The sequence below is a fragment of the Mesorhizobium denitrificans genome (assembly GCF_003403035.1).
Classification (GTDB): Bacteria; Pseudomonadota; Alphaproteobacteria; order Rhizobiales; family Rhizobiaceae; genus Mesorhizobium_G; species Mesorhizobium_G denitrificans.
In genome coordinates, this window is sequence record NZ_QURN01000002.1 from 150847 (window position 1) to 175826 (window position 24980).

Below are 24980 nucleotides of genomic sequence, written 5' to 3' on the forward strand. Positions count from 1 at the left end.
TCGTCATGCTTTCGGCTATGCGCCAGCCCAATGCGCAAAACCATCACAAAGTTCTGATGATTGCATATGGTTTCAGTGATGAATGCGCTTACTCTGCCGCGACAAGCCCGGCAAGCTCACGATTTTTCATCAGCTTATAGATCACCGAATCCATCAAGGCCTGAAACGACGCGTCGATAATGTTGTCGGATACGCCAACCGTCCACCAACGCGCGCCGGTCGAATCTCGCGATTCTATGAGAACTCGCGTTATGGCTTCCGTGCCGCCATTGAGGATACGCACCTTATAGTCGGCCAGTTCGAGATCATTCAGTTCGTTCTGATAACGACCAAGATCTTTGCGAAGTGCCAGATCCAGCGCGTTGACAGGGCCATGCCCCTCAGCGACGGACATGCGCTCGTCACCGTCGACGGACACTTTCACGATGGCTTCGGAGACGGTTTTTATATTGCCGTTTGCATCGAAGCGGCGCTCGACGATGCAACGGAAGCTGATGACATCGAAAAAGTCCGGCACTGTGTGCAGCATGCGGCGGGCCAGCAGTTCGAAACTGGCGTCGGCGCCTTCATAGGCATAGCCGGTCGCCTCACGCTCTTTGACGACGGAAATGAGCGAATCCAGCAGGGTGTCTTCGCGCGGCACGTCAATTCCACGACGCTTCAACTCGGCGATGAAATTCGCTTTGCCGCCCTGATCCGACACCATGACCTTGCGACGGTTCCCGACCGTTTCAGGCGGCACATGCTCATAGGTTTTGGGCTCCTTCGCGATTGCGGAGGCATGAATACCTGCCTTGGTGGCGAAGGCCGATGTGCCGACATAAGGCGCCTGCGCCTCGGGCGCACGGTTCAGCAACTCATCGAAAGCACGCGAAAGGCGGGATATGCCCGCAAGTTGTCCGGACGAAATTCCGGTCTCGAAACGATCCGCAAATGCGGGCTTCAACGCAAGTGTCGGGATTATCGAAATGAGATTTGCGTTGCCGCAACGCTCGCCAATACCGTTCAGTGTTCCCTGCACCTGACAAACGCCGGCTTCAATAGCGGCCAGCGAATTCGCAACAGCTTGGCCCGTATCGTCATGGGCGTGAATACCGAGATTTTCGCCGGGAATGCCGGAAGCGATAACCTGTCCGACGATGGTTTTGATTTCGGATGGCAACGTGCCGCCATTGGTATCGCACAGCACAACCCAACGTGCGCCAGCCTCCAAAGCGGTGCGGGCGCAGGCAATGGCATATTCAGGATTGGCTTTGAAGCCGTCGAAGAAATGCTCGCAATCAACCATCGCTTCCTTGCCAGCCTTGACGGCAGCTTCGACAGAGGCGCGTACGGATTCAAGGTTTTCTTCGTTGGTGCATCCCAGCGCGACCTTGACGTGATAATCCCAACTCTTGGCTACGAAACAGATTGCGTCGCTGCTTGACCTGATCAGCGCGGCAAGGCCGGGGTCGTTGGATGCGGAAACGCCGGCGCGTTTTGTCATGCCAAAGGCAACGAAGCGCGCATCTTTGGTGCGCTTGCGGTCGAAAAATGCGTCGTCCGTTGGGTTTGCGCCGGGATAGCCGCCCTCAACATAATCGATGCCGAAATCGTCCAGAAGCCGAGCAATGGCGATCTTGTCCTCAACGGAAAAATCGATGCCCGGTGTCTGCTGTCCGTCGCGCAGCGTCGTGTCGAACAGGTAGATGCGTTGCTTGCTCACGCTGGCTTCCCCGCAAACTTATCGGTGGACCGGATCAACCGGTCGAGAATGCCGGGTTCGGAATAGGCGTGACCCGCGCCTTCGATCAGGTGAAACTCTGCTTCCGGCCACCCCTTGTGCAGCAGCCACGCATATTTCGCAGGGCATGGCATATCGTAGCGCCCATGAACGATGACGCCGGGAATGCCATGCAGCTTATGCGCATCGCGCAACAACTGCCCTTCCTCCAGCCATCCGGCGTGGACGAAATAATGGTTTTCGATGCGGGCAAACGCCAGCGCGTAGTCGTCCGCTTCGAACTGGCCGCTGGTTTCAGGCTCCGGCAATAGCGTGATCGTCTCGCCTTCCCAAAGGCTCCAGGCGCGCGCGGCCTCGATCTGTTTGGCACGATCCGTGCCCACGAGGCGCTTGCGATATGCGCCCATCATGTCGCCGCGTTCGGACTGCGGAATTGGGGCAAGGAAACGCTCCCACTTTTCCGGGAACATTTCGGACACGCCAAACTGATAGTACCAATCCAGCTCGGCTTTGGTCAGCGTATAAATGCCGCGCACGACCAACTCGCTGACACGGTTTGGATGTGTTTCCGAATAAGCCAGCGCGAGGGTGGAACCCCACGAACCGCCAAACACGAGCCATTTTTCGCAGCCGATCATTTCACGAAAGCGCTCAATGTCGGCCACGAGGTGCCAGGTGGTGTTGGCTTCCAGCGAGGCGTTGGGCTTGGATTTTCCGCAACCGCGCTGATCAAACAGGATTACATCGTAGAGCGCGGGATCGAACAGGCGACGATGACGCGGAGAAATGGTGCCGCCCGGCCCACCATGCAGAAACACGGCCGGCTTCGCACCTTTGGTGCCCACGCGTTCCCAATAAATCTGATGGCCCTCGCCCACATCCAGCATTCCGGAATCGAAAGGCTCGATTTCAGGGTAAAGCCCGCGCAATTCTCTCATGGCTTTTGCTCCGGTGGCCAGGTTTCTGTATCGTAGTCGGGGTGCTGATACGAAACGACGTTGCTGATGAAATCTGCGGCTTCCTGATCGTCGAGCGTGCCGTGGCCAGGCAGCGTTGGCACATCGTCCACATATGGCAGCTTGGCCTCGATGCCCCATTGCACGACCGGCGCGACCTCTTCGGGCTGATCAAACGCGCCAATTGAAAGCGCGACGCCATCCGGCGCTTCGTAGGTGAGCGGCGTGCCGCAGGCTTCGCAAAAGCCGCGATTGGCAAAGTTTGATGAACGGAAGCGCCTGGGCTCGCCGCGCGTCCATGTCATGCGCGCGCCGCGAACGGAAACAAGCGACATGTAGAAATTGCCGCTGGCCTTCTGGCACATGCGGCAATGGCAGACAGAAGCCTCGCCCAACGCGCCTTCGACGCGGAAGCGAACTGCGCCGCATTGGCATCCGCCCGTGTAGATCGGCTGATTGTCGAGGCTCACGGCTAGCTCCTATTCGGGCGTGTGGCAAACGGCTTCAACGTTGTTGCCGTCAGGATCGAAGACGAATGCACCATAATAGTTGGGGTGGTAGTGCGGACGCAGGCCCGGACCGCCATTGTCTTTGCCGCCCGCAGCCATCGCGGCAACATAGAACGCATCGACCGCAGCACGGGTCGGCGCGGAGAACGCGTAATGCCTCCCCGGTGCGTTTTCAGCATTTTCGTGAAGCCAGAATTGCGGGCGCTCGCGGCCATAGCCGCCGACCTTTACGCCACCAGTAAACTCCGGTGGAACCATAAAGAGTAACGACGCGCCGAGCGTCGCAAACGCTGCATCATAGAAGGCTTTCGCCTTCTCAAAGTCCGCCACTGCAATTCCAGTATGGTCAATCATCGCTCAGCCTCCGCAACTCGCCTCGCATTACATACAGTTCGCCCGACGGGCGTGCCACAGCCTCATCGCTTGATTTCCCAAGTCGTGACGCGCTCGCCGGTCGTCGGGTCTTTGCCGTCTTTCAGCTGAATGCCCTGGGCCACGAGCTCATCGCGGATGCGATCAGCCTCGGCCCAGTTCTTTTCGCGGAAAAAGGCCAGGCGCTCAGAGATAGCGCGGTCGATAAGCGCCTCGTCAACAGCGACAGCGCTGACATCGAAACCGAGTAGCGCAAGCGCAGCCTTCAAGCCTTCCGCATTACCTTCGGCGGCGAGATTTGAGAGCGCCTGAATCGCCGCCGGCGTGGCGAGATCATCCGACAATGCCTCGATAACATTTGCCGGAACAGCGCCGCTCGCATCCGTGGCCGTATCGGAAACGCGCTTCAACTTGCGCAGAATGTTTTCCGCCTCCTCCAGCCGACGCTGGCTGAAGTCTATCGGCTCGCGGTAATGCGTCATGAGCATCGCCAGACGCAGAACTTCGCCCGGCCATTTGCGACCGCCGAAACGTTCGGTTTCCAGCAGTTCATGGATGGTGACAAAGTTGCCTTCGCTCTTGGCCATCTTCTTGCCTTCGACCTGCAAAAAGCCATTGTGCATCCAGAGATTTGCCATGCGCTGGCTGCCGAACGCGCAGCAGGATTGCGCAATCTCGTTCTCATGGTGTGGAAACACGAGGTCGATGCCACCTGCGTGAATGTCGAAGGTGTTCTTCAGCGGGTCATCGCATTGCAGCCCGCCCCCAAACGGCTCCAGCAGCTTTGCCATGGACATGGCCGAGCATTCGATATGCCATCCGGGGCGGCCTGGAACCGCGATGCCCGACGGCGATGACCAACCCGGCTCGCCGGGCTTGGATGGCTTCCAAAGCACGAAATCCATCTCGTCGCGCTTGTAAGACGCGACGTCTACGCGCGCGCCTGCCAGCATATCATCCAGCGGACGGCGCGAGAGCGCGCCATAGCGCGGGCCGCCTTTGCGCTTGTTCATCTCCGATGGAGAAAACAGCACATGATCTTCGGCGACATAAGCCACGCCGTTCTTGATCAGACGCTCGATCAGCGCGCGCATTTCATCGATGTATTCGGTTGCGCGCGGCTGGCTCGACGGCTCAAGGCAACCCAATGCCTTCACATCCGACTGGAACTGCGCATTGGTTTGTTCCGTGACGCGGCGGATCGCCTCGTTGAGCGGCATGTCGGGGTAATCGCGCGCGGCGCGAGCGTTTATCTTGTCGTCTACGTCCGTGATATTGCGAACATAGGTGACGTGCTCCTTGCCATAAACATGGCGCAGCAGGCGAAACACCACGTCAAACACGATGACCGGGCGCGCATTGCCGATGTGGGCGTAGTCGTAAACCGTCGGGCCGCAGACATACATGCGCACATTCGTGGCATCGATCGGCGCAAAATCTTCCTTCGCCCGCGTCAGCGTATTGTAAAACCTCAACCCTGCCATACCGTCAGACATAAATTTCCCCTGGCCTGCTGGCCGGGTCGTTTGTCCTGTCTACGGGAAGATGAGGCGAAAACGTCCGGACCAGCGATTGCGCTAGCCGATAATGCAAATGCTGCAAATGACGAAAGACGTTTTCATAAGCGCCTTATTGCGCCGCTTGGTGTTGCCGTCAAGCCGCGGTCTGGCAACAAGTTCAGCAAAACGCCTGGCCGGCGCGGATCGGTAACATTCTATTAAACATGTATATACATGAAATAGCCCTATTTCGCGGCTAAAGTGACGCGACGTCAAGATTTGGTCTAATTCCGCGAAGATTGGCGACCCGTACGATGAAACGGCAACAAATACCGGACCGAGCAATGCAATCGATTATCAAGAACGATTCCGAGCGAGCGCGCGCACAATATGCGTCGCTGACCAAGCACTATCGCCCAATCGGCGTGGCGTCGGTGGCGGCAGCGCTGATCTATGTGCGCAAAGGCCCCAAGAAGACCGGACCAAAGCCTGCCTGATTTGATTAGAACAGCTTGAGCTGTTCATCTGCGGGCATTTCGGTTTTCTTTTGGTTACGCGCGGGAGCCGGCTTCGGCTCGACCGGTTCCATGTTTTCGGGCCCGACATTTGCCACCCTGTTGACGCGATCCGAAACTGGAATCGCTTCAAAGAAATCTGGCTGCACGGGACGCATCAGGGCTGCGACATCGCGCGGCTCGTTGTCGCGGCAATCAAGCCAGCGCTCAAAATCCTGCGGATGAATGACCACCGGCATGCGGTGGTGAATGGGTGCGAGGTCTGCATTGGCCTCTGTCGTGAGGATCGCACCCGTATCGATCTCCGAACCACCCGGCTCGCTCCACGTTTCCATAAGCCCGCCAAAGGCGACGATGCCGCCGTTTTTGGGTCGCACCCAGAATGGCTGGCTTTGCTTGGGCCCATCCTTGCGCCACTCATAAAAGCCGGAAGCGGGAACGAGCGTTCTGCGGTGACGCATGGCTGCGCGGAAGGCGGCTTTCTCAGCAGCTTCTTCAGAGCGCGCGTTGAACAAAAGCGGAAACTTTTTCGGGTCTTTCACCCAACCGGGCAACATGCCCCAGCGAACGAGGAGCGAGCGGCGATTTGGCAGATTAGATCCCGGCTCGCGTGGTTCGCCGGACATGACCATCAGGATGGGTTGCGTCGGCGCGATGTTGTAGCGCGGCGGGAATGGCTCCAGATCAAGCAGCGCGAAAAGTTCGGCAAGCTCGCTATGCGTCGGTATCAGTCCAAAGCGTCCGCACATTGCAGCTTTCTCCCAGGAGGGAATCGGCTTAACCGATTGCGTCGATCATGTCGTATCTATGCGCTACAGGTTCAAGCATGACGGAAAAACTGCAAACACTTCCTGCTGTCTCGGTTGCGCTGGTGCGAGGCGACACGATTTTGCTCGTAAAACGCGGGCGCGCGCCAGTTAAAGGTGTTTATGCTTTTCCGGGCGGTCGCGTTGAGCACGGTGAAGGCTGGGAAGAGGCGGCCAAACGCGAATTGTTCGAGGAAACGGGGCTGGTTGTAGAGACGCTAAGCTTCCTCGAGGAAGTGCTAACCGAGCCGGAGGCTTCCAGTTCAATGCCTTCTTTCCAGTTGCGCGTTTTCGCTGCGCAGGACGCGGGCGGTGAGCCGATTGCCGCCGACGATGCGGAGCAAGCAGGGTTTTACACACTGTCGCAGCTTGACGATCTGCCCTTGGCCGGACGCGTTTATGAGATTGCGCGTGATCTGCTTTTGGCTGCGCGCGACAAGGGGCAGCCGTCATGAGTCGGCCAAAATGGGTTGGTTGGGTGCGGCAATGCGCAGAACAATAGCCATCCTCGTTGCCGTGCCGTTGGCTTCTATGCCGCTGAATATGGCTGGCGCTACTGATGGGCCGTTCGAACCGGGTTTGGTGCGGCTCTCGGAGATTCTCGGCTCGCTGCATTTTTTGCGCAATTTGTGCGGTGAAAAAGGAACCGTATGGCGCGACCAGATGGAAGCGCTGATGGCCGCTGAAAAGCCGGACGCAACGCGCAAGGCGCGCTTCATCGCCAGTTTCAACCACGGCTACCGCACGTTTCAGACAACCTATACGAGTTGCACGCCTGCCGCTGCCGCCGCCATACAGCGCTACGTGAAAGAGGGCGAGACACTTTCGCGCGAAATCGCCGTCAAATACGGGAACTGACCCGCTTCCCCTGTTCGCATTTGCGAAAAAATGTGGCACATGGCGCGCGTGTGGAAGGATGGGTCGATGAGCGCTACCGGGACCAATGCTGCATTAACGCCTCCACAAGTGGCGAAAGCCAAAGGCAGCACACCGCTCGTTTGCCTCACAGCCTACACAACCCCGATGGCCAGAATTGTCGACGCGCATTGCGACGTGGTGCTCGTTGGTGACAGCGTGGGCATGGTGCTGCACGGCTTGCCATCGACGCTGGGCGTTACGCTCGACATGATGATTCTTCACGGACGGGCGGTTCGGCGCGGCGTGGAACGCGCGCTGATGGTAGTGGATATGCCGTTCGGCTCCTATGAGGAAAGCCCGCAGCAGGCTTTTCGTAACGCGGCGCGGGTGATGGCGGAAACCGGATGCGCGGCAGTGAAGCTCGAAGGCGGCCAATCCATGTCGGAGACAATCCGCTTCCTGACCTCGCGGGGCATCCCGGTCATGGCGCATATTGGGCTGACGCCACAGTCAGTCAATGCGTTCGGCGGCTATGCAGTGCAGGGTCGCGGCGAAGATGGGGACAGGGTAACGCGTGACGCTGTCGCGGTGGCGGACGCCGGTGCGTTTGCCGTTGTGCTGGAAAAGGTGCCGGAGGCGCTTGCGCGCAGCATTACGCAACGGATTGCAATCCCCACAATCGGGATCGGCGCATCGCCAGCATGTGACGGACAAATTCTGGTCGTTGACGACATGCTTGGCGCGTTCACCGACTTCCACCCCAAATTCGTGAAGCGCTATGCGGAATTTGGCGCGCTGGCGGATAAGGCAGTTGAAGCCTATGCCGCCGATGTGCGGGCGCGGAAGTTTCCAGCGTCTGAACATGTTTTCGGTAATGCGCCAAAGGAACGTCCCGCATGAGCGTGCCGATTGTTCGAACGCTGGGAGAATTGCGTGCGACAGTTGCCGGTTGGAAGCGCGATGGGGCGAAGGTGGCGGTCGTTCCAACGATGGGCGCGCTGCATGAGGGCCATCTGAGCCTTGCGCGCACGGCGCTGGCGAGCGCAGATCGCGTTATCGTCACGCTGTTCGTCAACCCCAAGCAATTCAACAGCGCAGCGGATCTGGCCGCCTATCCACGCACGGAGATTGACGACGCTGAAAAGCTCGCGCCGCTCGGCGTGCATATGCTTTACGCTCCGAACGCGGAAGAAATTTATCCGGAAGGATTTGCGACTACTGTTTCTGTTGCGGGCGTGAGCGAGGGGCTTTGTGGCGCGTTTCGTCCCGGTCATTTCGACGGCGTGGCAACCGTGGTTGCAAAGCTGTTTCTGCAAACCGGCGCTGATGTGGCCTTCTTTGGCGAAAAGGATTTTCAGCAATTGCTTGTGGTCAAGCGAATGGCGCGCGATCTCGACATTCCGATTGAGATCATCGGATGTCCGACGGTGCGCGAGGCGGACGGGCTGGCACTTTCCTCGCGCAATGTCAGGCTCTCCCCTGCCGAACGCAAAATTGCACCAAAACTGGCAGAGATATTATTTGAAGCGTCGCGACAATTGGAGGCCGGTGAACCGGTGGCAGACACTCTCGCGAACGCGAAGAAAGCAATCGCCGCGGCAGGATTTGAGCGCGTTGAATATCTGGAATTGCGCTCTGAGCGCAACCTCGCGCCTCTGGGCGAGCTTAATCAGCCAGCACGCCTGCTGGTTGCCGCGTGGCTAGGGCATACGCGCCTGATCGATAATTTCACAGTGCGCGGCCCAACACGCGAGAGTGCCGCAATTTGAGGCACTTTTAATGCGGCATTAACTTTTTCATCAAGCGTCACAGACTTGCCACGGTTGAACGTGCTAGGCTCTTTCTTAATGGGACATTAAGTCGACAGTTCAAGTTGAATCGGTTTTCGTTGTGGTAGATGCTGGTCGCTTGAAGAAGGGTGGGTACGACATGGCACAGAGCGGAAACGACATTGACGCACTGGTGCGCGAAGAAATGCGGTTGACGGCAGCCGAAACGCATGCCGAAGCGTGGGCTGAATGTGTTTCGGCCGGCATCGAACCGGAAATCATGGCCGAAGCGGCGCTTGATAAGGCGCTGGGCGAATTGCTGCGCACCAATGGCGAAGACGCGACACTGGCAATGCTGGATAAAATGCGCGAAAAGGTAATTGCGGGCGAATTCGAATCCCGCAGCACGCGCCACTGACAACTGGCGCAGTTTCGCCTGTCGGCCGTTTGCCGGCGGATTTGCCTGTCGAAGAGTTGGCCCGTGAAGACTGGATTGATCGTACCCCCCCGGAAACCCCGCTCGCTGTTGGCAATTTCAGCCGCAGCCGTTCTACTTGGACATATCGTGACGGCAGGTCCGGCGTGGGCGTTGAGCGAAATTCAGCGTGAGGACATTCCGCCCGCTACCAATCAAGAGCCAAAGGCGCCCGACGCAACGCAGCCTCTCGATCCGTCACAGCCTGCATTGCCGGATGCCACGCAGCCAAACACCGATTCGCCGCAAGGTGAGCAGCCTGCAACGCCGCAGGACGGCACCGATGGCGACGACGCCGGAACCGATGATGAAGACCCGGCCCGCAGCAGCATTGCACGACCGGACGTAGATCCGAATGCGCCGCTGCCTGAAGTTTTCTATGATGTGCTGAAGCTGCCGGAACCCGTTCGCCGTATGCGCCAGCTTTTGATCGACGCGGCAAAGAGCGGCGACATTGAGAAACTTCGCCCGATGCTTGGTACTGGCGATAGCGCCACCCAGCTTTCGCTGGCCGATATGACAGACGATCCGATTGCGTTTCTCAAGAGCCAGTCGGGCGACCCTGACGGCGAGGAAATTCTCGCGATCATGGAAGAAGTTCTGTCTGCCGGGTATGTGCATCTCGATGCAGGCACCCCCGAAGAACTCTATGTCTGGCCGTATTTCTTCGCATATCCACTCGACAAGCTGACGCCGCAGCAAAAGGTGGAGATGTACAAGATCGTTACGGCCAGCGATTTTGAAGAGATGCAGAATTTCGGAAATTACATCTTTTTCCGGCTCGGCATTTCACCTGACGGCCACTGGGCGTTCTTCGTCGCGGGCGAATAGTCAGGCGAGCAGAGACTCGGAAAACTCAACCGGCCTGCCCTGCCCTGGCGCAACAATTTCCGATTCCCACATGATACGCTGACCGCGCACAATTGTGCCGACCGGCCAGCCAGTGACCTGCTTGCCGTGATATGGTGTCCAGCCCGCGCGCGATCCGGCCTGTTCATTGGTGATAGTCTCGCGGCGTTTAAGATCTACAATGGTGAAATCAGCATCGTAACCGACCGCGATGCGGCCCTTGCGCGCCATGCCGAAAATGCGGTTCGGGCCGTGGCTCGTCAGATCGACAAGACGCTCCAGCGAAAGTCTGCCGGCATTGACATGATCCAGCATGATTGGGACCAGCGTTTGCACCCCAGTCATGCCCGAGGGCGAATCGGGATATGGCTTGGCCTTTTCCTCAAGCGTGTGCGGTGCGTGGTCCGAGCCGAGCACATCGACAATGCCCTGCTCGATGCCATGCCAAACCCCGTCGCGATGTCGCGCCGCGCGCACGGGCGGATTCATCTGGATAAGTGTGCCAAGCCGCGCATAATCATCCGCCGCCAGCGTGAGGTGATGCGGTGTGGCTTCGCAGGTGGCGACGTCCTTGTGTGCGGCCAGAAATTCAATCTCTTCGGCGGTGGAAATATGCAGCACATGGATTCGCGCGCGAGCGCGGCGGGCAACAGCTACGAGCCGCTGGGTGCATTGCAGTGCGGCGATTTCATCTCGCCAAACCGGATGAGAGGATGGATCGCCCGGCACGCGCTCGCCAAGCCGCTCGCGCAGACGGAACTCATCCTCTGAATGGAAAGCGGCACGGCGGCGCACATTCTTGAGAATTGAGAAAACGCCGTCATCATCCTCTACCAAGAGGTCGCCGGTCGAGGAACCCATGAATACCTTAATTCCAGCAGCACCCGGAAGGCGTTCAAGGTCGGCAACGTCCTTCGCATTGTCGCGCGTGCCGCCGACCCAAAACGCGAAATCGCAATGCATGCGACCCGTAGCCCGGCGCACCTTGTCGGCCAGCGTTTCCTCGCTGGTGGTGAGCGGCTTGGTGTTTGGCATTTCGAAAACCGCAGTGACACCGCCAAGCACGGCAGCGCGTGAGCCGGTTTCGAGATCTTCCTTATGCTCCAGACCCGGCTCGCGAAAATGCACCTGACTGTCCACAACGCCGGGGAGAATATGCAAGCCGGAAGTGTCGATTGTTTCGGCGGCAGACGCGAGAGAAAGATCGCCAAGATGAGCGATGCGGCCACCCGAAACGCCGATGTCTCGCTGGCCAATGCCATCGTGATTTACCACGACAGCATTCTTCAGGATCAGGTCGTAGGTTGCGGCCATGCCAATCTCCTGCCTTGCTCACCAAGACGCTGCGGCTTACGTAAGGACCGACTCAATTGCAAGAAGCCAGTAATGCCAGTTGTTATTCTTGAAGATCGCGCCTTGATTGAAGTGAGCGGGCCGGACGCCGAACACTTCCTGCAAAATGTGCTGACCACTGATTTGGATTCGCTGCCCGCGGGCGTTGCCAGACCGGGTGCGCTGCTGACCCCGCAGGGCAAGATTTTGTTCGACTATCTCGTGTTCCGCCGTGGCAACGACGGGCTCGTTCTGGATTGCAGAGCGGACATTGCTGCCGATTTCGCAAAGCGCCTAACCTTTTATCGGTTGCGAGCGAAAGCAGTGATTGAAGTTAAGAATCAGGATGTTGCCGTTATCTGGGGCGAAAATGAATCAGGCTCTTCAGATTCTGATTCAAGCACTTCACAGATTGATTCAACTTGGGTTCGCGATGCCCGGTTTAAGGCGACAAAAGTGGAGCGCGCCTATGGCGCGTCTGTGGCGGCAACTGGCACGCTACAAGATTGGACGCGCTTGAGAATCGAAAATGGAATCGTGGAAAGCGGAACCGATTACGAATTGAGTGATGCGTTTCCGCACGATGTTTTGTTCGATCAGATCGATGGCGTGGGTTTCCGCAAGGGCTGCTATATCGGCCAGGAGGTCGTGTCGCGCATGCAGCATCGCGGCACCGCGCGGCGGCGGGTGTTGATTGCCGCAGGTGAGTCTGCGCTCACGCCCGGCGCAGAGATTACCGCCAGCGGCAAGCCGGTCGGCAAGCTTGGCTCGGTGGCGGGCGCACGGGGTTTGGCGATTGCGCGCATCGACCGCGTGAAGGCCGCGATGGATGAAGGCACACCGCTTCTCGCTGATGGCGTTACGGTTCGTCTAGCCATTCCGGAATGGGCCGGTTTCACCTTTCCGCACGATGCTGCGGAGGAAGGCTGATGGCCGACCGAACCGGCGCACCGGCGCGCGCATGGCAGCGCATGCTGTCTGGGCGGCGGCTCGATCTGCTCGACCCCTCCCCGCTTGATATTGAAATTTCCGACATCGCGCACGGGCTTGCGCGTGTTGCGCGCTGGAACGGGCAGACCAAAGGCAATCACGCCTTTTCAGTCGCACAACATTCGCTGCTGGTGGAGGCCATTTTCGGCCAACTCAATGCTGAGGCAGGTGCGGATTGGCATATGGCGGCATTGCTGCATGACGCGCCGGAATATGTGATTGGCGACATGATCTCGCCGTTCAAGGCGGTCGTAGGCGGCGGCTATAAGGATATTGAGGCGCGGCTTCAGGAGGCAGTGCATTTGCGCTTTAGCCTGCCTGCACGTTGCTCGGCGAATTTGAAGGCAGCAATCAAACGCGCTGACCAGATTGCCGCCTATTTTGAAGCGACAATTCTTGCGGGATTTTCAGTTGCCGAAGCGACCGAATATTTCGGTCGGCCCCGCAATTTCAATCCTGCTGAACTCGATCTGTCGCCGCTGGCGACGATGACGGTGGAACGGGCTTTTCTCAAACGTCACAAAGAGCTTGAAAGCCGTATCAATGCGGCTCGCCGGCCGACTTGACGAGTTGATCGTAAGTCAGGTCCGCAAGCTGCGTTAGCGCTTTTTCGGGCAGATTGCCGGTAAGCGCGCAACCATAACCGCCATCCAGCCAATAAAGCGTATCCGCCCCCCGCTCGGTCATGAAACGATAGCCGCTATCCTGACGCGAATCGTCCTTGGTTACATAGAGCGACAGGCGGTTGCCCGTGGGGTCTTGATACATGAACTGAGCCGCGGTCTTCCCATTGAACGGAAGCAGGCGGCCACCAACCAGATCGTACCCACCTGATTTAAGATCAGGTGCGACAATCTTCACGCCGACGCGATTCGAGAGCCACGCATTGAGGTGTTCGGCCTGATCCGCGCCAACCTCCACGACATGCCGCTTTTCATTGGCATAAATCAGGTGCGCCGCGACGGCATTTTCGGCAATAGGTTTCAAGGCCGATGATTGCGGCGCGAACTCAGCGCGCTGGCCGACGAAATAACCGCCCAACCCGCCAACAGCGAGCAAGACGGCAGCGGCAGCAACGTAGCGACTCCATGCCCAGCGATTGGTTCGCGGCTTGGCATCGCCGGTCAGGACCGAGGTCAGCCTTCCCGGTATCGGTTCAAGCGCAATACCTTCCAACGCACTGCGCAGGCGCTCCCGGTCTTGCGCATAACGCTGCTGGAGTGCCTTCATGTCGGGGTTAGCGTCGACCCATGCGTCGAACGCCGCTTTTTCGTCGGCGGGCAGTTCGTTGTCCAACGCCAGATGGATGTCAGTTTCGGAGAAGGTTCGGCTCATTTCTCGACCACCTTCAACGTTTTGCGGCGCGCGTTGTCATCCAGCAACCGGCGCATCTCCTCGCGACCGCGCGCGACGCGAGACATGACCGTGCCCGCCGGTACGCCAAGCATTCCAGCGGCTTCCGCATATGAAAAGCCTTCGACGCCTACCAGAACGATGGCTGCGCGACGATCTGGTGAGAGTGCCGAAAGGGCGTCCAGCACCTCGCCCGCTTCTGCCGTTTCCTGTTGTAGAGCCTGCTGCCCAAGCGCCTCATCATCATCGAGCGAGAGCATGACATCCTCGCCACGCCTGTTTCGGCGGCGGGTCTGATCGATAAACAAATGGTGCATGATCGTAAAAAGCCAGCGGCGCGGACTGTCGCCCGTTTGCCAGTTCTCCATTTTTCCAAGCGCCCGTTCCAGCGTGTCCTGCACAAGATCGTCAGACGATTCCCGCCCGCGCAGGAGCGCCCGCGCATACCGTCGCAAGCGCGGGATTTCTGCCAGGATCGCGGTTCGCCTGTCGTCCATGAACCGTTCAATCCTCTCCCTGCCAGACGGCCATAATCGCGGTTTGTAATTGTTAGAACGTTGCCAGCAAGCAATCTATTCCATCAAGACTTTTGAAGAATCCGTTCGTTCTATTGATTATCCTTGGGCATCGGTTTGCATTATAGGCAGCATGAAATGGAGAGGCTTTCATGAGTGCGCAAGTCACACAAACCCAACAGCGCCAGTTGCCTTGGCTGATCATCGCCTGCGGCTGCCTCATCGCAGCGCTGACCTTTGGGCCGCGATCTGCAATGGGCTTCTTCCAGTTACCAATGCTCGCCGATCGCGGCTGGGACCGCACCACCTTTGCGCTTGCAATGGCCATTCAGAACTTGTTCTGGGGTCTCGGCCAGCCTTTTTTCGGCGCGCTTGCCGATAAATTTGGAACGTGGCGCGTGCTGCTGCTGAGTGGTGTTCTGTATTCGCTCGGCCTCTACCTCATGTCGATTGCCGATAGCGCAACGATGCTGCATTTCAGCGGCGGCGTGCTTGTCGGGCTTGGCGTTGCTGCGGGCTCGTTCAGCATCGTGCTGTCGGCCTTTGCTCGCAATGTTTCCGCTGAGAATCGCAGCTTCGTATTTGGCTTGGGCACTGCTGCGGGATCGGCGGGCATGTTTCTTTTCGCGCCGATCAGCCAGTCGCTCATCAGCGCCTATGGCTGGGCGGATTCGCTGGTGATCATGAGCGTCATGATGCTGGCGATACCCGTTCTGGCAATTCCGCTTGCAGGCAATGCCAAGACAGGTGCCGCATTTCGCGCCGAAGTCGACCAGACTGTCGCAGAGGCGCTGAAAGAGGCTCTTGGACATCGCAGCTGTCTGCTTTTGACGACAGGCTTCTTCGTCTGCGGATTTCAGGTGGCGTTTATTACCGTGCACTTCCCGCCCTATCTGCGCGACATCGGCATCGACGCGAAATATGCCGTGATCGCTATGTCGCTGATCGGGTTCTTCAACATTATCGGCTCGCTCGCCGCTGGTTTCATCGGCCAGCGCTATTCAAAGCCGTATTTTCTTGCGCTGATCTATCTCGGACGCTCGCTTGTCGTGACGGCGTTCCTGCTACTGCCGCAGACACCGTTCACTGTGATTGCCTTTGCAATTCTGATGGGTCTGCTGTGGCTTTCGACAGTGCCCCCGACCAATGGTCTCGTGGCGGTCATGTTCGGCACGCGGCATCTCGGAATGCTCGGCGGCGTGGTGTTCCTTTCGCACCAGCTCGGATCATTCCTCGGCGTATGGCTCGGCGGCTATCTGTACGACCATTTCGGAACGTACAATCCGGTGTGGTGGCTTGGCGTTGCACTCGGCGTGTTCGCGGCGGTTGTTCACTGGCCGATCAAGGAAGCGCCCGCGCCACGTCTTGCGCTGACGCCTGCTGAATGAAGCGACGGACGGCGACGATAAACGCCGCGCGGGATTCGGGGACATTGACGCCGCGCGGCTCGTAAACATGCCGCGCGAAGAAATGCGAAGTTAGGCGGAAGGCCGCTTCCAGCGCGGCAATATCCGCCTGCTCTCGTGCTTCGGACTGCAGGAAGGACGGCAGCGGGAACAGCTTGTCTCGCCACGGCGCGCCAGCTTCGGCAGAAACAGCGCGGCCCGACTTCGGCGAAACATAGGCAAGCTCCGTGCGCTGGCCCGTGATTGCGCATTCGGTCAGGTCCAGCCCAAAGCCCAGCTCTTCCAAGATCAGCAATTCAAAGCGGATGATAAGCGCGGCAGCGATTTCCGGCTGTTCCAGATGATCCAGCACGATGGCGAGCGTTTCAAAAAGGCCGGAATGCGGGTCACGCTCAGGCAGCAGGCGCAAGTGTGCAGCGACAGTTTGCAAGCCGAATATGGCGACAGCGCTTTCCATAAGGCGGGCAGCGTTGAGGGCCACAGGCTCGACCTGAAACATGCCGAGATGTTCGTCCAACCGCGCGCGCCAGATCAACTCGACCCGATTGCCGGATTGCAGCAGCGGTTGTTGTTTGCGCGAGCGCCCGCCACGGACGAGACCGAGATGACGGCCATGCGTGCGCGTCATCACCTCAAGGATGACGCTGGTTTCGCCATGCCTTCGCGCACCGAGAATGATTCCTTCGTCTCGCCATTCCATCGCAAAGTTGAATCATGCGGCGGAGCAAGGCGCAAGTTAAACGGCTTCGCGCCTGCTGGTTTTTGCAGAGCGCAGAATTGCATCGATGTTGCCGATGGACCAACTCCAAGGCGTACTATAGCCAGTCCGGTATCCCGGTGGCTTTCAGAGTGGTTGCAATGCCGCGCAATTCTGCCAGCCCCTTTAGCCTGCCAATGCAGGAATAACCGGGGTTCACCTTCTTTCCGATGTCGTCAACGATGGCGTGGCCGTGGTCCGGCCGCATCGGGATTTCCCAATCCGCGCGCCCTTCTCCACGCCGTCGATTTTCCTCGGCAAGCAATGCCGCGACGACCCGCACCATATCCGTGTCACCGCCTAGATGCTCGGCCTCGTAGAACGAGCCATCTGTTTCTTTGGCCACGTTTCGTAGATGCGCGAAGTGGATGTGCGGGCCAAATTCGCGCGCCATTCGAGGCAGATCGTTCGAGGCTCTTGAACCGTAAGAGCCTGTGCAAAGCGTGATGCCGTTGGATGGTGACGGCACGCCATCGATGATCGCGCGCGCGTCATCCGCGCACGAGACGACACGCGGGAGTCCAAATATCGGAAACGCCGGATCGTCGGGATGGATCGCCATGCGCACGCCGTGTTCTTCGGCGACCGGCACGATTTCTCTCAGGAAGGACAGCAGGTTTTCGCGCAGGCCCTGCGGGCTCAAATCATGGTAGCGGTCAAGTGCCCGTCTGAACGAATCCCGGTCGAAGATGAATTCGCGTGCGGGCACCCATCCGATGAGGTTTTGCTCCAGCTTCGACAGATCGCTTTCGCTCATTGCGGCAAGGCGTTTGCGCGCGGCTTCGATGCGTTCGGCGGGGTGATCGCGCTCGGCATCTTTGCGTTTAAGGACGAGAACGTCGTAAGCGCAGAAATCGACAACGTCGAAACGCAGAGCCGTGCCGCCGTGTGGCATGGGGGCGTCGAGATCGGTACGCGTCCAGTCCGTGATCGCCATGAAATTATAGCAAACGGTTTTGACGCCCGCGGCCGAGACGGCGCGGATGGATTGTTTGTAATTGCCGATCAGTTCCGCATGGCGACCCGTGCGCGTTTTCACATCCTCGTGGACGACAATGCTCTCGACGACATCCCATGTGAGGCCCGCCGCCTCGATCTCAGATTTGCGCCTGGCAATTTCGTCAGTGGGCCATGCGCGACCATCATTGAGATGATGCAGCGCCGTGACGATGCCACTCGCACCCGCCTGACGCACATGCGAAAGCTGAACGGTATCGTCAGGTCCGAACCAACGCCACGTCTCTTTCATGTGATGCCTTCCTTCAATGTCTTGACGACGCCGTTGGTGCGTAGCGATTCCAGATGGGTCGCAACCTGCTCAATGAACGCCTGACGGAACGGTGAACCGTTGGCAAAACCAGCCGCGTCGAACACGGACCGGACGGTTTCAAGAGAGGTTAGCCTCCGCGCGAAGATGGCGGTGAGTTGACCGTCCAGCGGGTCAGTGAAATGCGCGCTTGGCAGGGTCGAGCCACGCGCTTCACAGGCAGCAATCCATGCGGCGGGCGTGAGCATCAGCATGCGGAAACTGCCGCCCGCAGCGGCGCGATCCAACGCTGTGGTCATGATGCGCTGTGGCAGCTTTTGACTACCGTCGTTCGCAATCTGAGCGGTGCGGTGCTTAAGCGCCGGGTTGTCATAGCGCTTGGTGAGTTCGTCCGTATAGGCATCGAGACGAAGCCCCTTGCCGCCTGGAAGGGATGGCTTCGCCTCGCCCCACAGGCACGAGACGAATGCGCGAATTGCGGGATCAGAGAACGCTTCCGAGACGGTTGCGTGGCCCGACAGCAAACCGAGATATGCAATCGTAGAGTGTGAGCCGTTCAACAACCGCAGTTTCATATCCTCGAATGGCGCGACATCCGCGACCATCTCGACGCCGAAGGATTCCCAGCGCGGACGGCCTGATGGAAAGTCGTCTTCGATGACCCACTGCAGAAACGGTTCAGTCGTGACCGGCCATGCATCCGAAACGCCGAGCGCAGTAGAAATGCGGGTGCGGTCGTCGTTAGTGGTTGCAGGAACGATGCGATCCACCATGCTGGAGGGACAAGAAATTTCGCGCTCGATGAAGCGCTTCAAGTTGGGGTCGCGCAGGCCGGCGAAAGCGATCAGCAGGCGGCGGAGCGTTGCGCCATTTGCTGGAAGATTATCGCAGGAAAGAACGGTGAAAGGCACCGTTCCACCAGCAGCGCGACGTGCAATCGATTCTACAAGAAATCCGTACAAGGTTCTGGGATTATTTGGATTCTGTGAATCCCATATTATATCTCGATGATTGATATCGAGATCGCTGCCTGCATCGCGCAGATAGGCTTTCTCAGTGACTGTAAGCGTAACGATGCGCACCGACGGATCGCATAATTCGCTGAGCACGGCTTGTGGATTTTCTGGCGCAACGAGCGAGCGCAAGATAGATCCGACTACGCGCAGTTTTTCGCCAGAGCCATCGACAACGGAAAGCGTGTAGATGCCGTCCTGCGGGCTGAGCGCGTCGCGTGTTTCTGGGCTTCGTAGCGAGACGCCGACGATGCCCCAATCGCATTCGCCATTGTTCATGCAATCGTCGACAAACACAGCCTGATGGGCGCGATGAAACGCGCCAAGCCCAAGATGAACGATGCCCGCTTTGGTGCGCGCGCGGTCATAACTGGGGCGCGCCACCTCCGCCGAAATGCTCCTCATGGTTGCATCCGATAGGCGGCGGTTCATTCGTGCGCCGTGACAATTTTGAACCGAAGCATGGCTCCTCCAACCTCAATTCCCGCCAGAAGCAGCAGCATAGCGCTTTTTGCGGCGAAGGCTCGCTCCATTCGCATCCCCGTTGCGCTCCCGTTATTGCCAGTCGCACCGAAACACTTGACGCGGGGGATAGTTTTATCGTCCCATCAGTGCTGAAGCATTGCGTGAAGGCGCTCGAAAGAGGCTGCCTGATCGGCTGTTTCGCCTCGCATCGCGCCGATTTCCTGACACCACAAAATAGGCAAAGGCAAACACCCCATGCCCCGTTCCATAAAACTTCATCCCGACGACAATGTCGTGGTGGCGGTAGACGCCTTTGCCGCTGGCGATGAGGTGCTGAGCGTGGCAGCCACGACGCGTGTGCCGCGCGGCCACAAAATGGCGCTGGTGACCATCGCGGCTGGCGGTGCGGTCGTCAAATACGGTCAGGTAATTGGCTTTGCGAAGGCCGAAATCCAGCCCGGTGAATGGGTGCACGAGCAAAATGTCGCGCTGCATGACTTTGAGCGTGACTATCAATTCAGCGCGGCTCGAGGGCCGAATGTGCGCGTGCCAGACGACGCGCGCCGCACTTTTCAAGGCTATCGCCGCGCGAATGGCCGATGGGGCACGCGCAACTACATCGCCGTTTTGACCTCTGTGAATTGCTCTGCAACCGCCGCGCGGCACATTGCGGCAGAGGTGGAGCGGCGCGGCGTTCTGAAAGACTATCCGAATATCGATGGGGTGATTTCGTTGGTTCACGGCAGTGGCTGCGCCATCGACACGAATGGCGAGGACTACAATCTGCTGAAGCGCACCCAATGGGGCTACGCAACGAATCCCAATGTCGGCGGGGTTCTAATGGTAGGACTCGGTTGCGAGGCGTTCCAGATACCGCGCTGGAAAGAGGCGTATGGCATCGAGGAAGATACCACCTTCCAGACGCTGACCATCCAGGAAGTTGGCGGCACGCGTGCCACGGTCGAAAAAGGTGTGCAGGCGATTATCGACATGCTGCCCACCGTGAACAATGTAAAGCGTGAAACGGCGCCGATTTCAGAACTGGTGCTGGCACTGCAATGCGGCGGTTCGGACGGCTATTCCGGCATTACGGCCAATCCTGCACTTGGCGCGGCGGTGGACATGCTCGTGCAACATGGTGGCACTGCGATTCTCTCCGAGACGCCGGAAATCTATGGCGCGGAACATTTGCTGACCCGGCGCGCCGAAACGCGCGAGGTTGGCGAAAAGCTTGTCGAGCGGATCCACTGGTGGGAAGAATATACCGCGCGCAACAATATGCAGATGAACAACAACCCCTCCCCCGGCAACAAGGCCGGCGGGCTGACGACGATCCTGGAAAAATCGCTCGGAGCGGCGGCGAAGGGCGGCTCAACCAATCTCGTCGATGTGGTGAATTATGCCGAGCCGGTGACATCGCACGGCCTCGTGTTCATGGACACGCCCGGTTACGACCCCGTTGCCGCGACCGGGCAGGTTGCGGGCGGTGCGAATATTCTGTGCTTCACGACGGGACGTGGTTCGGCCTTCGGCTGCAAGCCGACACCTTCAATTAAGCTGGCGACGAATACGTTTATCTTCGACCACATGCGTGAGGATATGGACATAAACTGCGGTGACATTCTCGACGGTGTGTCGCTGGAGGAAAAAGGCGCAGAGATATTCGAGGCCATTATTCGCGTTGCATCGGGCGAGCGCACGAAATCCGAAGAGCTTGGCTATGGCGATAATGAATTCGTGCCGTGGCTGGTCGGCGCAACGATGTAGAGGACAAATACCCCTGATCCGCCTGCCAGCGCCACCCGGCCCTCCGCTACGGCACCGGGCGTTCGTCATTTGAAATGCCCATTCAGGGGCCTTTCATCTGCTTCGCGGACCACTCCGCACCCCTCAAGGGAAAGAACCCCTCATCCGCCTGCCGAAACCTTCTCCCTCAAGGGGAGAAGGAAGAAGCATCATCGCTGCATAACTTCTGCAAGATTCGTAATTGAAACCAGCGTTGCAATTACCCCCTTCTCCCCTTGAGGGAGAAGGTGCCGGCAGGTGGATGACGGGTAGACTGGCAAAAAGCGTTCAGCTTTTGTAACTCAATCCCTGAAATCGAGGCCCATTTCGCGGTAACGTTCGGGATCGTCGCCCCAGTTTTCGCGCACTTTCACGAACAGAAACAGATGCACTTTCTGTTCGAGTATCTCGCCGATTTCCTTGCGCGCTGCAGCGCCGATGGCCTTGATGGTCGCGCCCTTTTCGCCGAGCACAATCTTCTTCTGGCTATCGCGCTCAATGTAAATCACCTGCTCGATGCGAACTGAACCGTCCTGTTTTTCTTCCCATTTCTCGGTTTCGACATGGGATGAATAAGGAAGCTCCTGATGCAGGCGCAGATAGAGTTTTTCGCGCGTGATTTCCGCCGCAAGCTGGCGCATCGGCAAATCCGAAATTTGATCTTCGGGATAGTACCAAGGCCCGGCAGGAACCGTTTCCGCGAGATAATCCAGCAGATCGCTACAGCCGGAGCCGTTCAGCGCAGAAATCATGAAGGTGCGCTCAAACGGGACTTTTTCGTTAGCAGCTGCCGCGAGCGCGAGCAGGTTTTCGCGCTTGGCGCGGTCAACCTTGTTCAGCACGAGAACTTTCGGCTGGCGCACATCCGCCAAACCTTCGAGGATGCGCTCGGCATCATCCTTCAGGCCGCGCTCTGCGTCGATCAGTACCAGAACGATGTCGGCGTCCTTTGCGCCACCCCATGCGGTCGTGACCATTGCGCGATCCAGTCGACGGCGCGGCTTGAATATGCCGGGCGTATCGACAAAGACGATCTGCGCCTGTCCGTGGGTGGCAATGCCGCGCACAATCGCGCGCGTAGTCTGCACTTTATGGGTGACGATCGAGACTTTCGCGCCGACAAGCTGGTTGATGAGCGTGGACTTGCCAGCGTTGGGCGCGCCGATGATGGCGACGAAGCCTGAGCGGGTCGATGGTTCGCTCATTTCAGCTCCCCTTCCCTCTTCCATACATTTTCGCGCAGCAGAACGGCTTCCGCTGCTGCCTGCTCGGCCTCCCGTTTGGAGCGACCGCTGCCCTTCGCATCGGCGAGGCCAGAAATGCGCACCGTGACGGTAAAGATCGGATCGTGGTCCGGTCCCTCACGGCTTTCGACATGATAGGTCGGCGTGGCCTGAACGAACTGATGCGCCCATTCCTGCAATTCGGTCTTGGCATCGCGACGACCGGGATCAAAAACTTGCGACCGCGCGAGCCAGTAGCGATGCACAAAGGCCGTGGCCACGTCCATGCCGCCATCAAGATAAAGCGCGGCGATCAAGGCTTCCAGCGCATCGGCGCGCAGGTTGATGCGCCGCCTGCCCGACACCCCTCGCATTTCGGCACCGACGCGGATCAAATCCGGCAAGCCGATTTCCTCGGCTATTGTGGCGAGTGTTTCGGCGTTGACCAGCGCGTTCAGGCGAACAGACAACTCGCCTTCAGGCGCGCTCGGATAGGTTTTAAACAACAGATCCGCGATGATGAGGCCGAGTACACGATCACCTAGAAACTCGAACCGCTCGTAATCGATGCCATCGGAACTGCGCACGCTCGCATGGGTGAGCGCGCGGCGCAGTTGATCGGGACTGGCGAATCGATGACCGGTGCGCGGTTCCAGCGCAAGCGAGAGTTCCACACCGTCATTCGCCTTAGAGGGGCGCTTTTGACCCAAAATATTACCTTATAACGTTAAAGAAGCGCGTGGGGCGCAATTCGGTTGGCCAACGCCAGAGTTCCAGCGGGCTAGCCTTACCTGCAATCGAGAAGAAAATGATGTTGGCGCGACCGACCAGATTTTCGGCGGGCACATAACCAACCGAAAGGCGGCTATCTGCTGAGTTGTCGCGATTGTCGCCCATCATGAAATAATGACCCGGCGGCACGAGAAACTCGCGCGTGTTGTCGGTTTCACTGTCAGGATAAATATCGAGCGTGTTGTATGATACGCCGTTGGGCAGCGTTTCCTTGTAAACATCGATGGGGCGATTTTCGGCAGTAATGTCCGGGTTATCGATCTGCCCGACTTTCTCGCGCGGCACACCAACATCGTTGATAAACAGCTGCCCGTTGCGCATCTGAATGCGATCGCCCGGCAGGCCAACCACGCGCTTGATATAGTCTACCTGCGGATTGGGTGGGAACTTGAATACCACCACATCACCGCGCTGCGGTTCGCTGCCCCAGATGCGACCTTCGAAAAGATTGGGCGAAAATGGGAGCGAGTAGCGCGAATAGCCATAAGCCCACTTGGTGACGAACAGATAATCACCTTCAAGCAGCGTGGGGCGCATCGAGCCGGAGGGAATGGAAAACGGCTGGAAAAACACCGTGCGAATGACCAGCGCAAGCAAGAGCGCCTGGACGATGACGGAAATTGTTTCGCCAAGTCCGCCTGATTTTTTCCCAGCCTTGTCAGCCACGCTCATGCTTTCCTCAAATTTGGATTGGCTCGGTATAGTTGTTGAACCGGATTAGGGCAACGCCGTGAACTGCATCAGTGTGGCGCTATTTCGACGGGAACGGCCTCTATAATCACGAATGCCTGAGCCAGCGGATAATCGTCCGTGATCGTGAGGTGCACCAGCGCGCGATGACCTGCCGGCAGCATCTCGCTCAGGCGCTTGGCAGCGCCACCGGTCATTTGCATTGTTGGCTTGCCGCCCGGCAGATTCACCACACCCATATCCCGCCAGAAGACACCGTCCGAAAGACCGGTTCCCAAGGCTTTTGAGCAGGCTTCTTTCGCGGCAAAGCGCTTTGCATAGGAAGCCGCCCGCTGCGCACGGCGCTCGGAGCGCGATCTTTCGATATCGGTGAAGACGCGAGTGATAAATCGTTCGCCATGCCTTTCAAGCGTTTTCTCGACGCGGCGAATATCTATGAGGTCACTGCCGATACCGATAATCACCTAACGACCCTATATGTTGCGGCTACCCGGCTTAACCGGCGGGAGAGCTGCCAGTTCCGGCGGCAAAGCATCAGCGGGATAAGCCGGCACTTCATATTCGGCGAGCGCGATAAGTGGCACGCCGACATCCGTTTTTCCGGCAGAGCGGTCGATGATGCACGCGGCAGCAACGACATCCGCACCTAGTTCGCGCAGACAATCGATGGTTTCGCGGATGGACAGCCCGGTCGTGACGATGTCCTCGACAATAACCACGCGCGCTCCCTTTTCGATTTCGAAGCGCCGGAGCCTGAACTTGCCCTGCTCGCGCTCCACCCAGATGGCAGGCACATGCAGGTGTCGGGAGGTTTCGTAAGCCGGGATCAGGCCGCCGATGGCGGGACCGACGACATAATCAATCGGCGCTTTCACGTTCGCGCTGATCTTTTCCGCAAGGGCCTTGCATAGTTCTTCTGTTTTGTCGGCATGCATGAACACGCGTGCTTTTTGCAGAAAAATCGGGCTTCGCAGACCGGACGTCAGGATGAAATGGCCTTCCAGCACCGCGCCGGCGCTGCGAAAGATATCGAGAACCTGTTCGGTGTTCATCTGCGTTTC

General features: G+C 58.4%; 28 protein-coding genes. 11 read left to right on the forward strand and 17 right to left on the reverse strand.

Annotated elements, in window-relative coordinates:
- Positions 1-88: 88 nt before the first annotated feature.
- From cimA to cysS, 5 genes are all read right to left on the reverse strand, one after another.
- Positions 89-1705: a citramalate synthase gene (cimA, locus tag DY251_RS03230; protein WP_116622414.1), complete on the reverse strand. Its 1617-nt coding sequence runs from the start codon at positions 1703-1705 to the stop codon at positions 89-91.
- Positions 1702-2661 carry a prolyl aminopeptidase gene (pip, locus tag DY251_RS03235; protein WP_116622415.1) on the reverse strand — a complete coding sequence of 320 codons (960 nt, stop codon included), beginning with the start codon at positions 2659-2661 and terminating at the stop codon, positions 1702-1704. The genes cimA and pip overlap by 4 nt, the downstream gene beginning before the upstream one ends.
- Positions 2658-3149, reverse strand: a complete 492-nt coding sequence (locus DY251_RS03240; RefSeq protein WP_116622416.1) for a GFA family protein — start codon at positions 3147-3149, stop codon at positions 2658-2660. Before DY251_RS03240 ends, pip begins: the two co-directional genes overlap by 4 nt.
- Positions 3150-3158: 9 nt before the next feature.
- Positions 3159-3542 (reverse strand): VOC family protein, encoded by a 384-nt coding sequence (locus DY251_RS03245; protein WP_116622417.1) that lies wholly within the window; start codon positions 3540-3542, stop codon positions 3159-3161.
- Between the two features lie 62 nt (positions 3543-3604).
- Positions 3605-5056, reverse strand: a complete 1452-nt coding sequence (gene cysS, locus DY251_RS03250) for a cysteine--tRNA ligase (RefSeq protein ID WP_116622418.1) — start codon at positions 5054-5056, stop codon at positions 3605-3607.
- Positions 5057-5403: 347 nt separating this feature from the next.
- On the opposite strand from cysS, the gene DY251_RS03260 reads away from it, so the two are divergent.
- Entirely contained in the window at positions 5404-5556 is a 153-nt protein-coding gene (locus DY251_RS03260) for a transcriptional regulator (protein WP_116622475.1), read from the forward strand.
- A 5-nt stretch (positions 5557-5561) separates the two neighbouring features.
- Here the strand turns inward: DY251_RS03260 and DY251_RS03265 are convergent, their stop codons facing one another.
- Entirely contained in the window at positions 5562-6323 is a 762-nt protein-coding gene (locus DY251_RS03265; protein WP_116622420.1) for an SOS response-associated peptidase, read from the reverse strand.
- Positions 6324-6400: 77 nt separating this feature from the next.
- Here DY251_RS03265 and DY251_RS03270 point away from each other — a divergent pair, with 77 nt between their 5' ends.
- From DY251_RS03270 to DY251_RS03295, 6 genes are all read left to right on the forward strand, one after another.
- Positions 6401-6835 (forward strand): NUDIX hydrolase, encoded by a 435-nt coding sequence (locus DY251_RS03270; protein ID WP_116622421.1) that lies wholly within the window; start codon positions 6401-6403, stop codon positions 6833-6835.
- A gap of 31 nt (positions 6836-6866) precedes the next feature.
- Positions 6867-7238, forward strand: coding sequence for a TIGR02301 family protein (locus DY251_RS03275; RefSeq protein WP_116622422.1), 372 nt, complete (start codon positions 6867-6869; stop codon positions 7236-7238).
- Positions 7239-7304: 66 nt separating this feature from the next.
- Positions 7305-8138 (forward strand): 3-methyl-2-oxobutanoate hydroxymethyltransferase, encoded by an 834-nt coding sequence (gene panB, locus DY251_RS03280; protein ID WP_116622476.1) that lies wholly within the window; start codon positions 7305-7307, stop codon positions 8136-8138.
- Positions 8135-9007 carry a pantoate--beta-alanine ligase gene (gene panC / locus DY251_RS03285; RefSeq protein WP_116622423.1) on the forward strand — a complete coding sequence of 291 codons (873 nt, stop codon included), beginning with the start codon at positions 8135-8137 and terminating at the stop codon, positions 9005-9007. Before panB ends, panC begins: the two co-directional genes overlap by 4 nt.
- Before the next feature lie 160 nt (positions 9008-9167).
- On the forward strand, positions 9168-9425 hold the full coding sequence (locus tag DY251_RS03290; protein ID WP_116622477.1) for a hypothetical protein: 258 nt from the start codon (positions 9168-9170) through the stop codon (positions 9423-9425).
- A 108-nt stretch (positions 9426-9533) separates the two neighbouring features.
- Positions 9534-10313, forward strand: coding sequence for a hypothetical protein (locus tag DY251_RS03295; RefSeq protein ID WP_245415839.1), 780 nt, complete (start codon positions 9534-9536; stop codon positions 10311-10313).
- Here DY251_RS03295 and DY251_RS03300 read toward each other — a convergent pair whose 3' ends face one another.
- Positions 10314-11645, reverse strand: coding sequence for a dihydroorotase (locus DY251_RS03300; protein WP_116622425.1), 1332 nt, complete (start codon positions 11643-11645; stop codon positions 10314-10316).
- A 72-nt stretch (positions 11646-11717) separates the two neighbouring features.
- On the opposite strand from DY251_RS03300, the gene ygfZ reads away from it, so the two are divergent.
- The gene (ygfZ, locus tag DY251_RS03305; RefSeq protein WP_116622426.1) at positions 11718-12593 is read left to right on the forward strand and encodes a CAF17-like 4Fe-4S cluster assembly/insertion protein YgfZ; all 876 of its coding nucleotides are present in this window, start codon (positions 11718-11720) and stop codon (positions 12591-12593) included.
- Positions 12590-13219: a YfbR-like 5'-deoxynucleotidase gene (locus tag DY251_RS03310; RefSeq protein WP_116622478.1), complete on the forward strand. Its 630-nt coding sequence runs from the start codon at positions 12590-12592 to the stop codon at positions 13217-13219. The genes ygfZ and DY251_RS03310 overlap by 4 nt, the downstream gene beginning before the upstream one ends.
- On the opposite strand, the gene DY251_RS03315 is transcribed toward DY251_RS03310, so the two are convergent.
- A complete protein-coding gene (locus DY251_RS03315) occupies positions 13194-13988 on the reverse strand; it encodes an anti-sigma factor family protein (protein WP_116622427.1) in 795 nt (264 codons plus the stop codon). The genes DY251_RS03310 and DY251_RS03315 overlap by 26 nt on opposite strands.
- A complete protein-coding gene (locus tag DY251_RS03320; protein WP_116622428.1) occupies positions 13985-14503 on the reverse strand; it encodes an RNA polymerase sigma factor in 519 nt (172 codons plus the stop codon). The genes DY251_RS03315 and DY251_RS03320 overlap by 4 nt, the downstream gene beginning before the upstream one ends.
- A gap of 170 nt (positions 14504-14673) precedes the next feature.
- On the opposite strand from DY251_RS03320, the gene DY251_RS03325 reads away from it, so the two are divergent.
- Positions 14674-15909: an MFS transporter gene (locus DY251_RS03325; RefSeq protein WP_116622429.1), complete on the forward strand. Its 1236-nt coding sequence runs from the start codon at positions 14674-14676 to the stop codon at positions 15907-15909.
- Here DY251_RS03325 and recO read toward each other — a convergent pair.
- The 3 genes from recO to DY251_RS03340 form a co-directional block, all read right to left on the reverse strand.
- Positions 15863-16627, reverse strand: a complete 765-nt coding sequence (gene recO / locus DY251_RS03330; protein WP_116622430.1) for a DNA repair protein RecO — start codon at positions 16625-16627, stop codon at positions 15863-15865. The two genes, DY251_RS03325 and recO, sit on opposite strands and share 47 nt — an antisense overlap.
- A gap of 115 nt (positions 16628-16742) precedes the next feature.
- A complete protein-coding gene (gene uxuA, locus DY251_RS03335; RefSeq protein ID WP_116622431.1) occupies positions 16743-17933 on the reverse strand; it encodes a mannonate dehydratase in 1191 nt (396 codons plus the stop codon).
- The gene (locus DY251_RS03340; RefSeq protein WP_245415840.1) at positions 17930-19369 is read right to left on the reverse strand and encodes a mannitol dehydrogenase family protein; all 1440 of its coding nucleotides are present in this window, start codon (positions 19367-19369) and stop codon (positions 17930-17932) included. Before DY251_RS03340 ends, uxuA begins: the two co-directional genes overlap by 4 nt.
- A gap of 315 nt (positions 19370-19684) precedes the next feature.
- Here DY251_RS03340 and DY251_RS03350 point away from each other — a divergent pair, with 315 nt between their 5' ends.
- The gene (locus DY251_RS03350) at positions 19685-21196 is read left to right on the forward strand and encodes a UxaA family hydrolase (protein WP_116622433.1); all 1512 of its coding nucleotides are present in this window, start codon (positions 19685-19687) and stop codon (positions 21194-21196) included.
- Between the two features lie 320 nt (positions 21197-21516).
- On the opposite strand, the gene era is transcribed toward DY251_RS03350, so the two are convergent.
- The 5 genes from era to pyrE form a co-directional block, all read right to left on the reverse strand.
- Positions 21517-22419 carry a GTPase Era gene (era, locus tag DY251_RS03355; protein ID WP_199498767.1) on the reverse strand — a complete coding sequence of 301 codons (903 nt, stop codon included), beginning with the start codon at positions 22417-22419 and terminating at the stop codon, positions 21517-21519.
- Positions 22416-23111: a ribonuclease III gene (rnc, locus tag DY251_RS03360; RefSeq protein ID WP_245415841.1), complete on the reverse strand. Its 696-nt coding sequence runs from the start codon at positions 23109-23111 to the stop codon at positions 22416-22418. Before rnc ends, era begins: the two co-directional genes overlap by 4 nt.
- A 40-nt stretch (positions 23112-23151) precedes the next feature.
- Positions 23152-23901, reverse strand: a complete 750-nt coding sequence (lepB, locus tag DY251_RS03365) for a signal peptidase I (protein ID WP_116622435.1) — start codon at positions 23899-23901, stop codon at positions 23152-23154.
- A gap of 68 nt (positions 23902-23969) precedes the next feature.
- Positions 23970-24383 (reverse strand): holo-ACP synthase, encoded by a 414-nt coding sequence (gene acpS, locus DY251_RS03370; RefSeq protein ID WP_116622436.1) that lies wholly within the window; start codon positions 24381-24383, stop codon positions 23970-23972.
- Positions 24384-24392: 9 nt separating this feature from the next.
- A complete protein-coding gene (gene pyrE / locus DY251_RS03375) occupies positions 24393-24971 on the reverse strand; it encodes an orotate phosphoribosyltransferase (RefSeq protein WP_116622480.1) in 579 nt (192 codons plus the stop codon).
- Between the last annotated feature and the right edge of the window lie 9 nt (positions 24972-24980).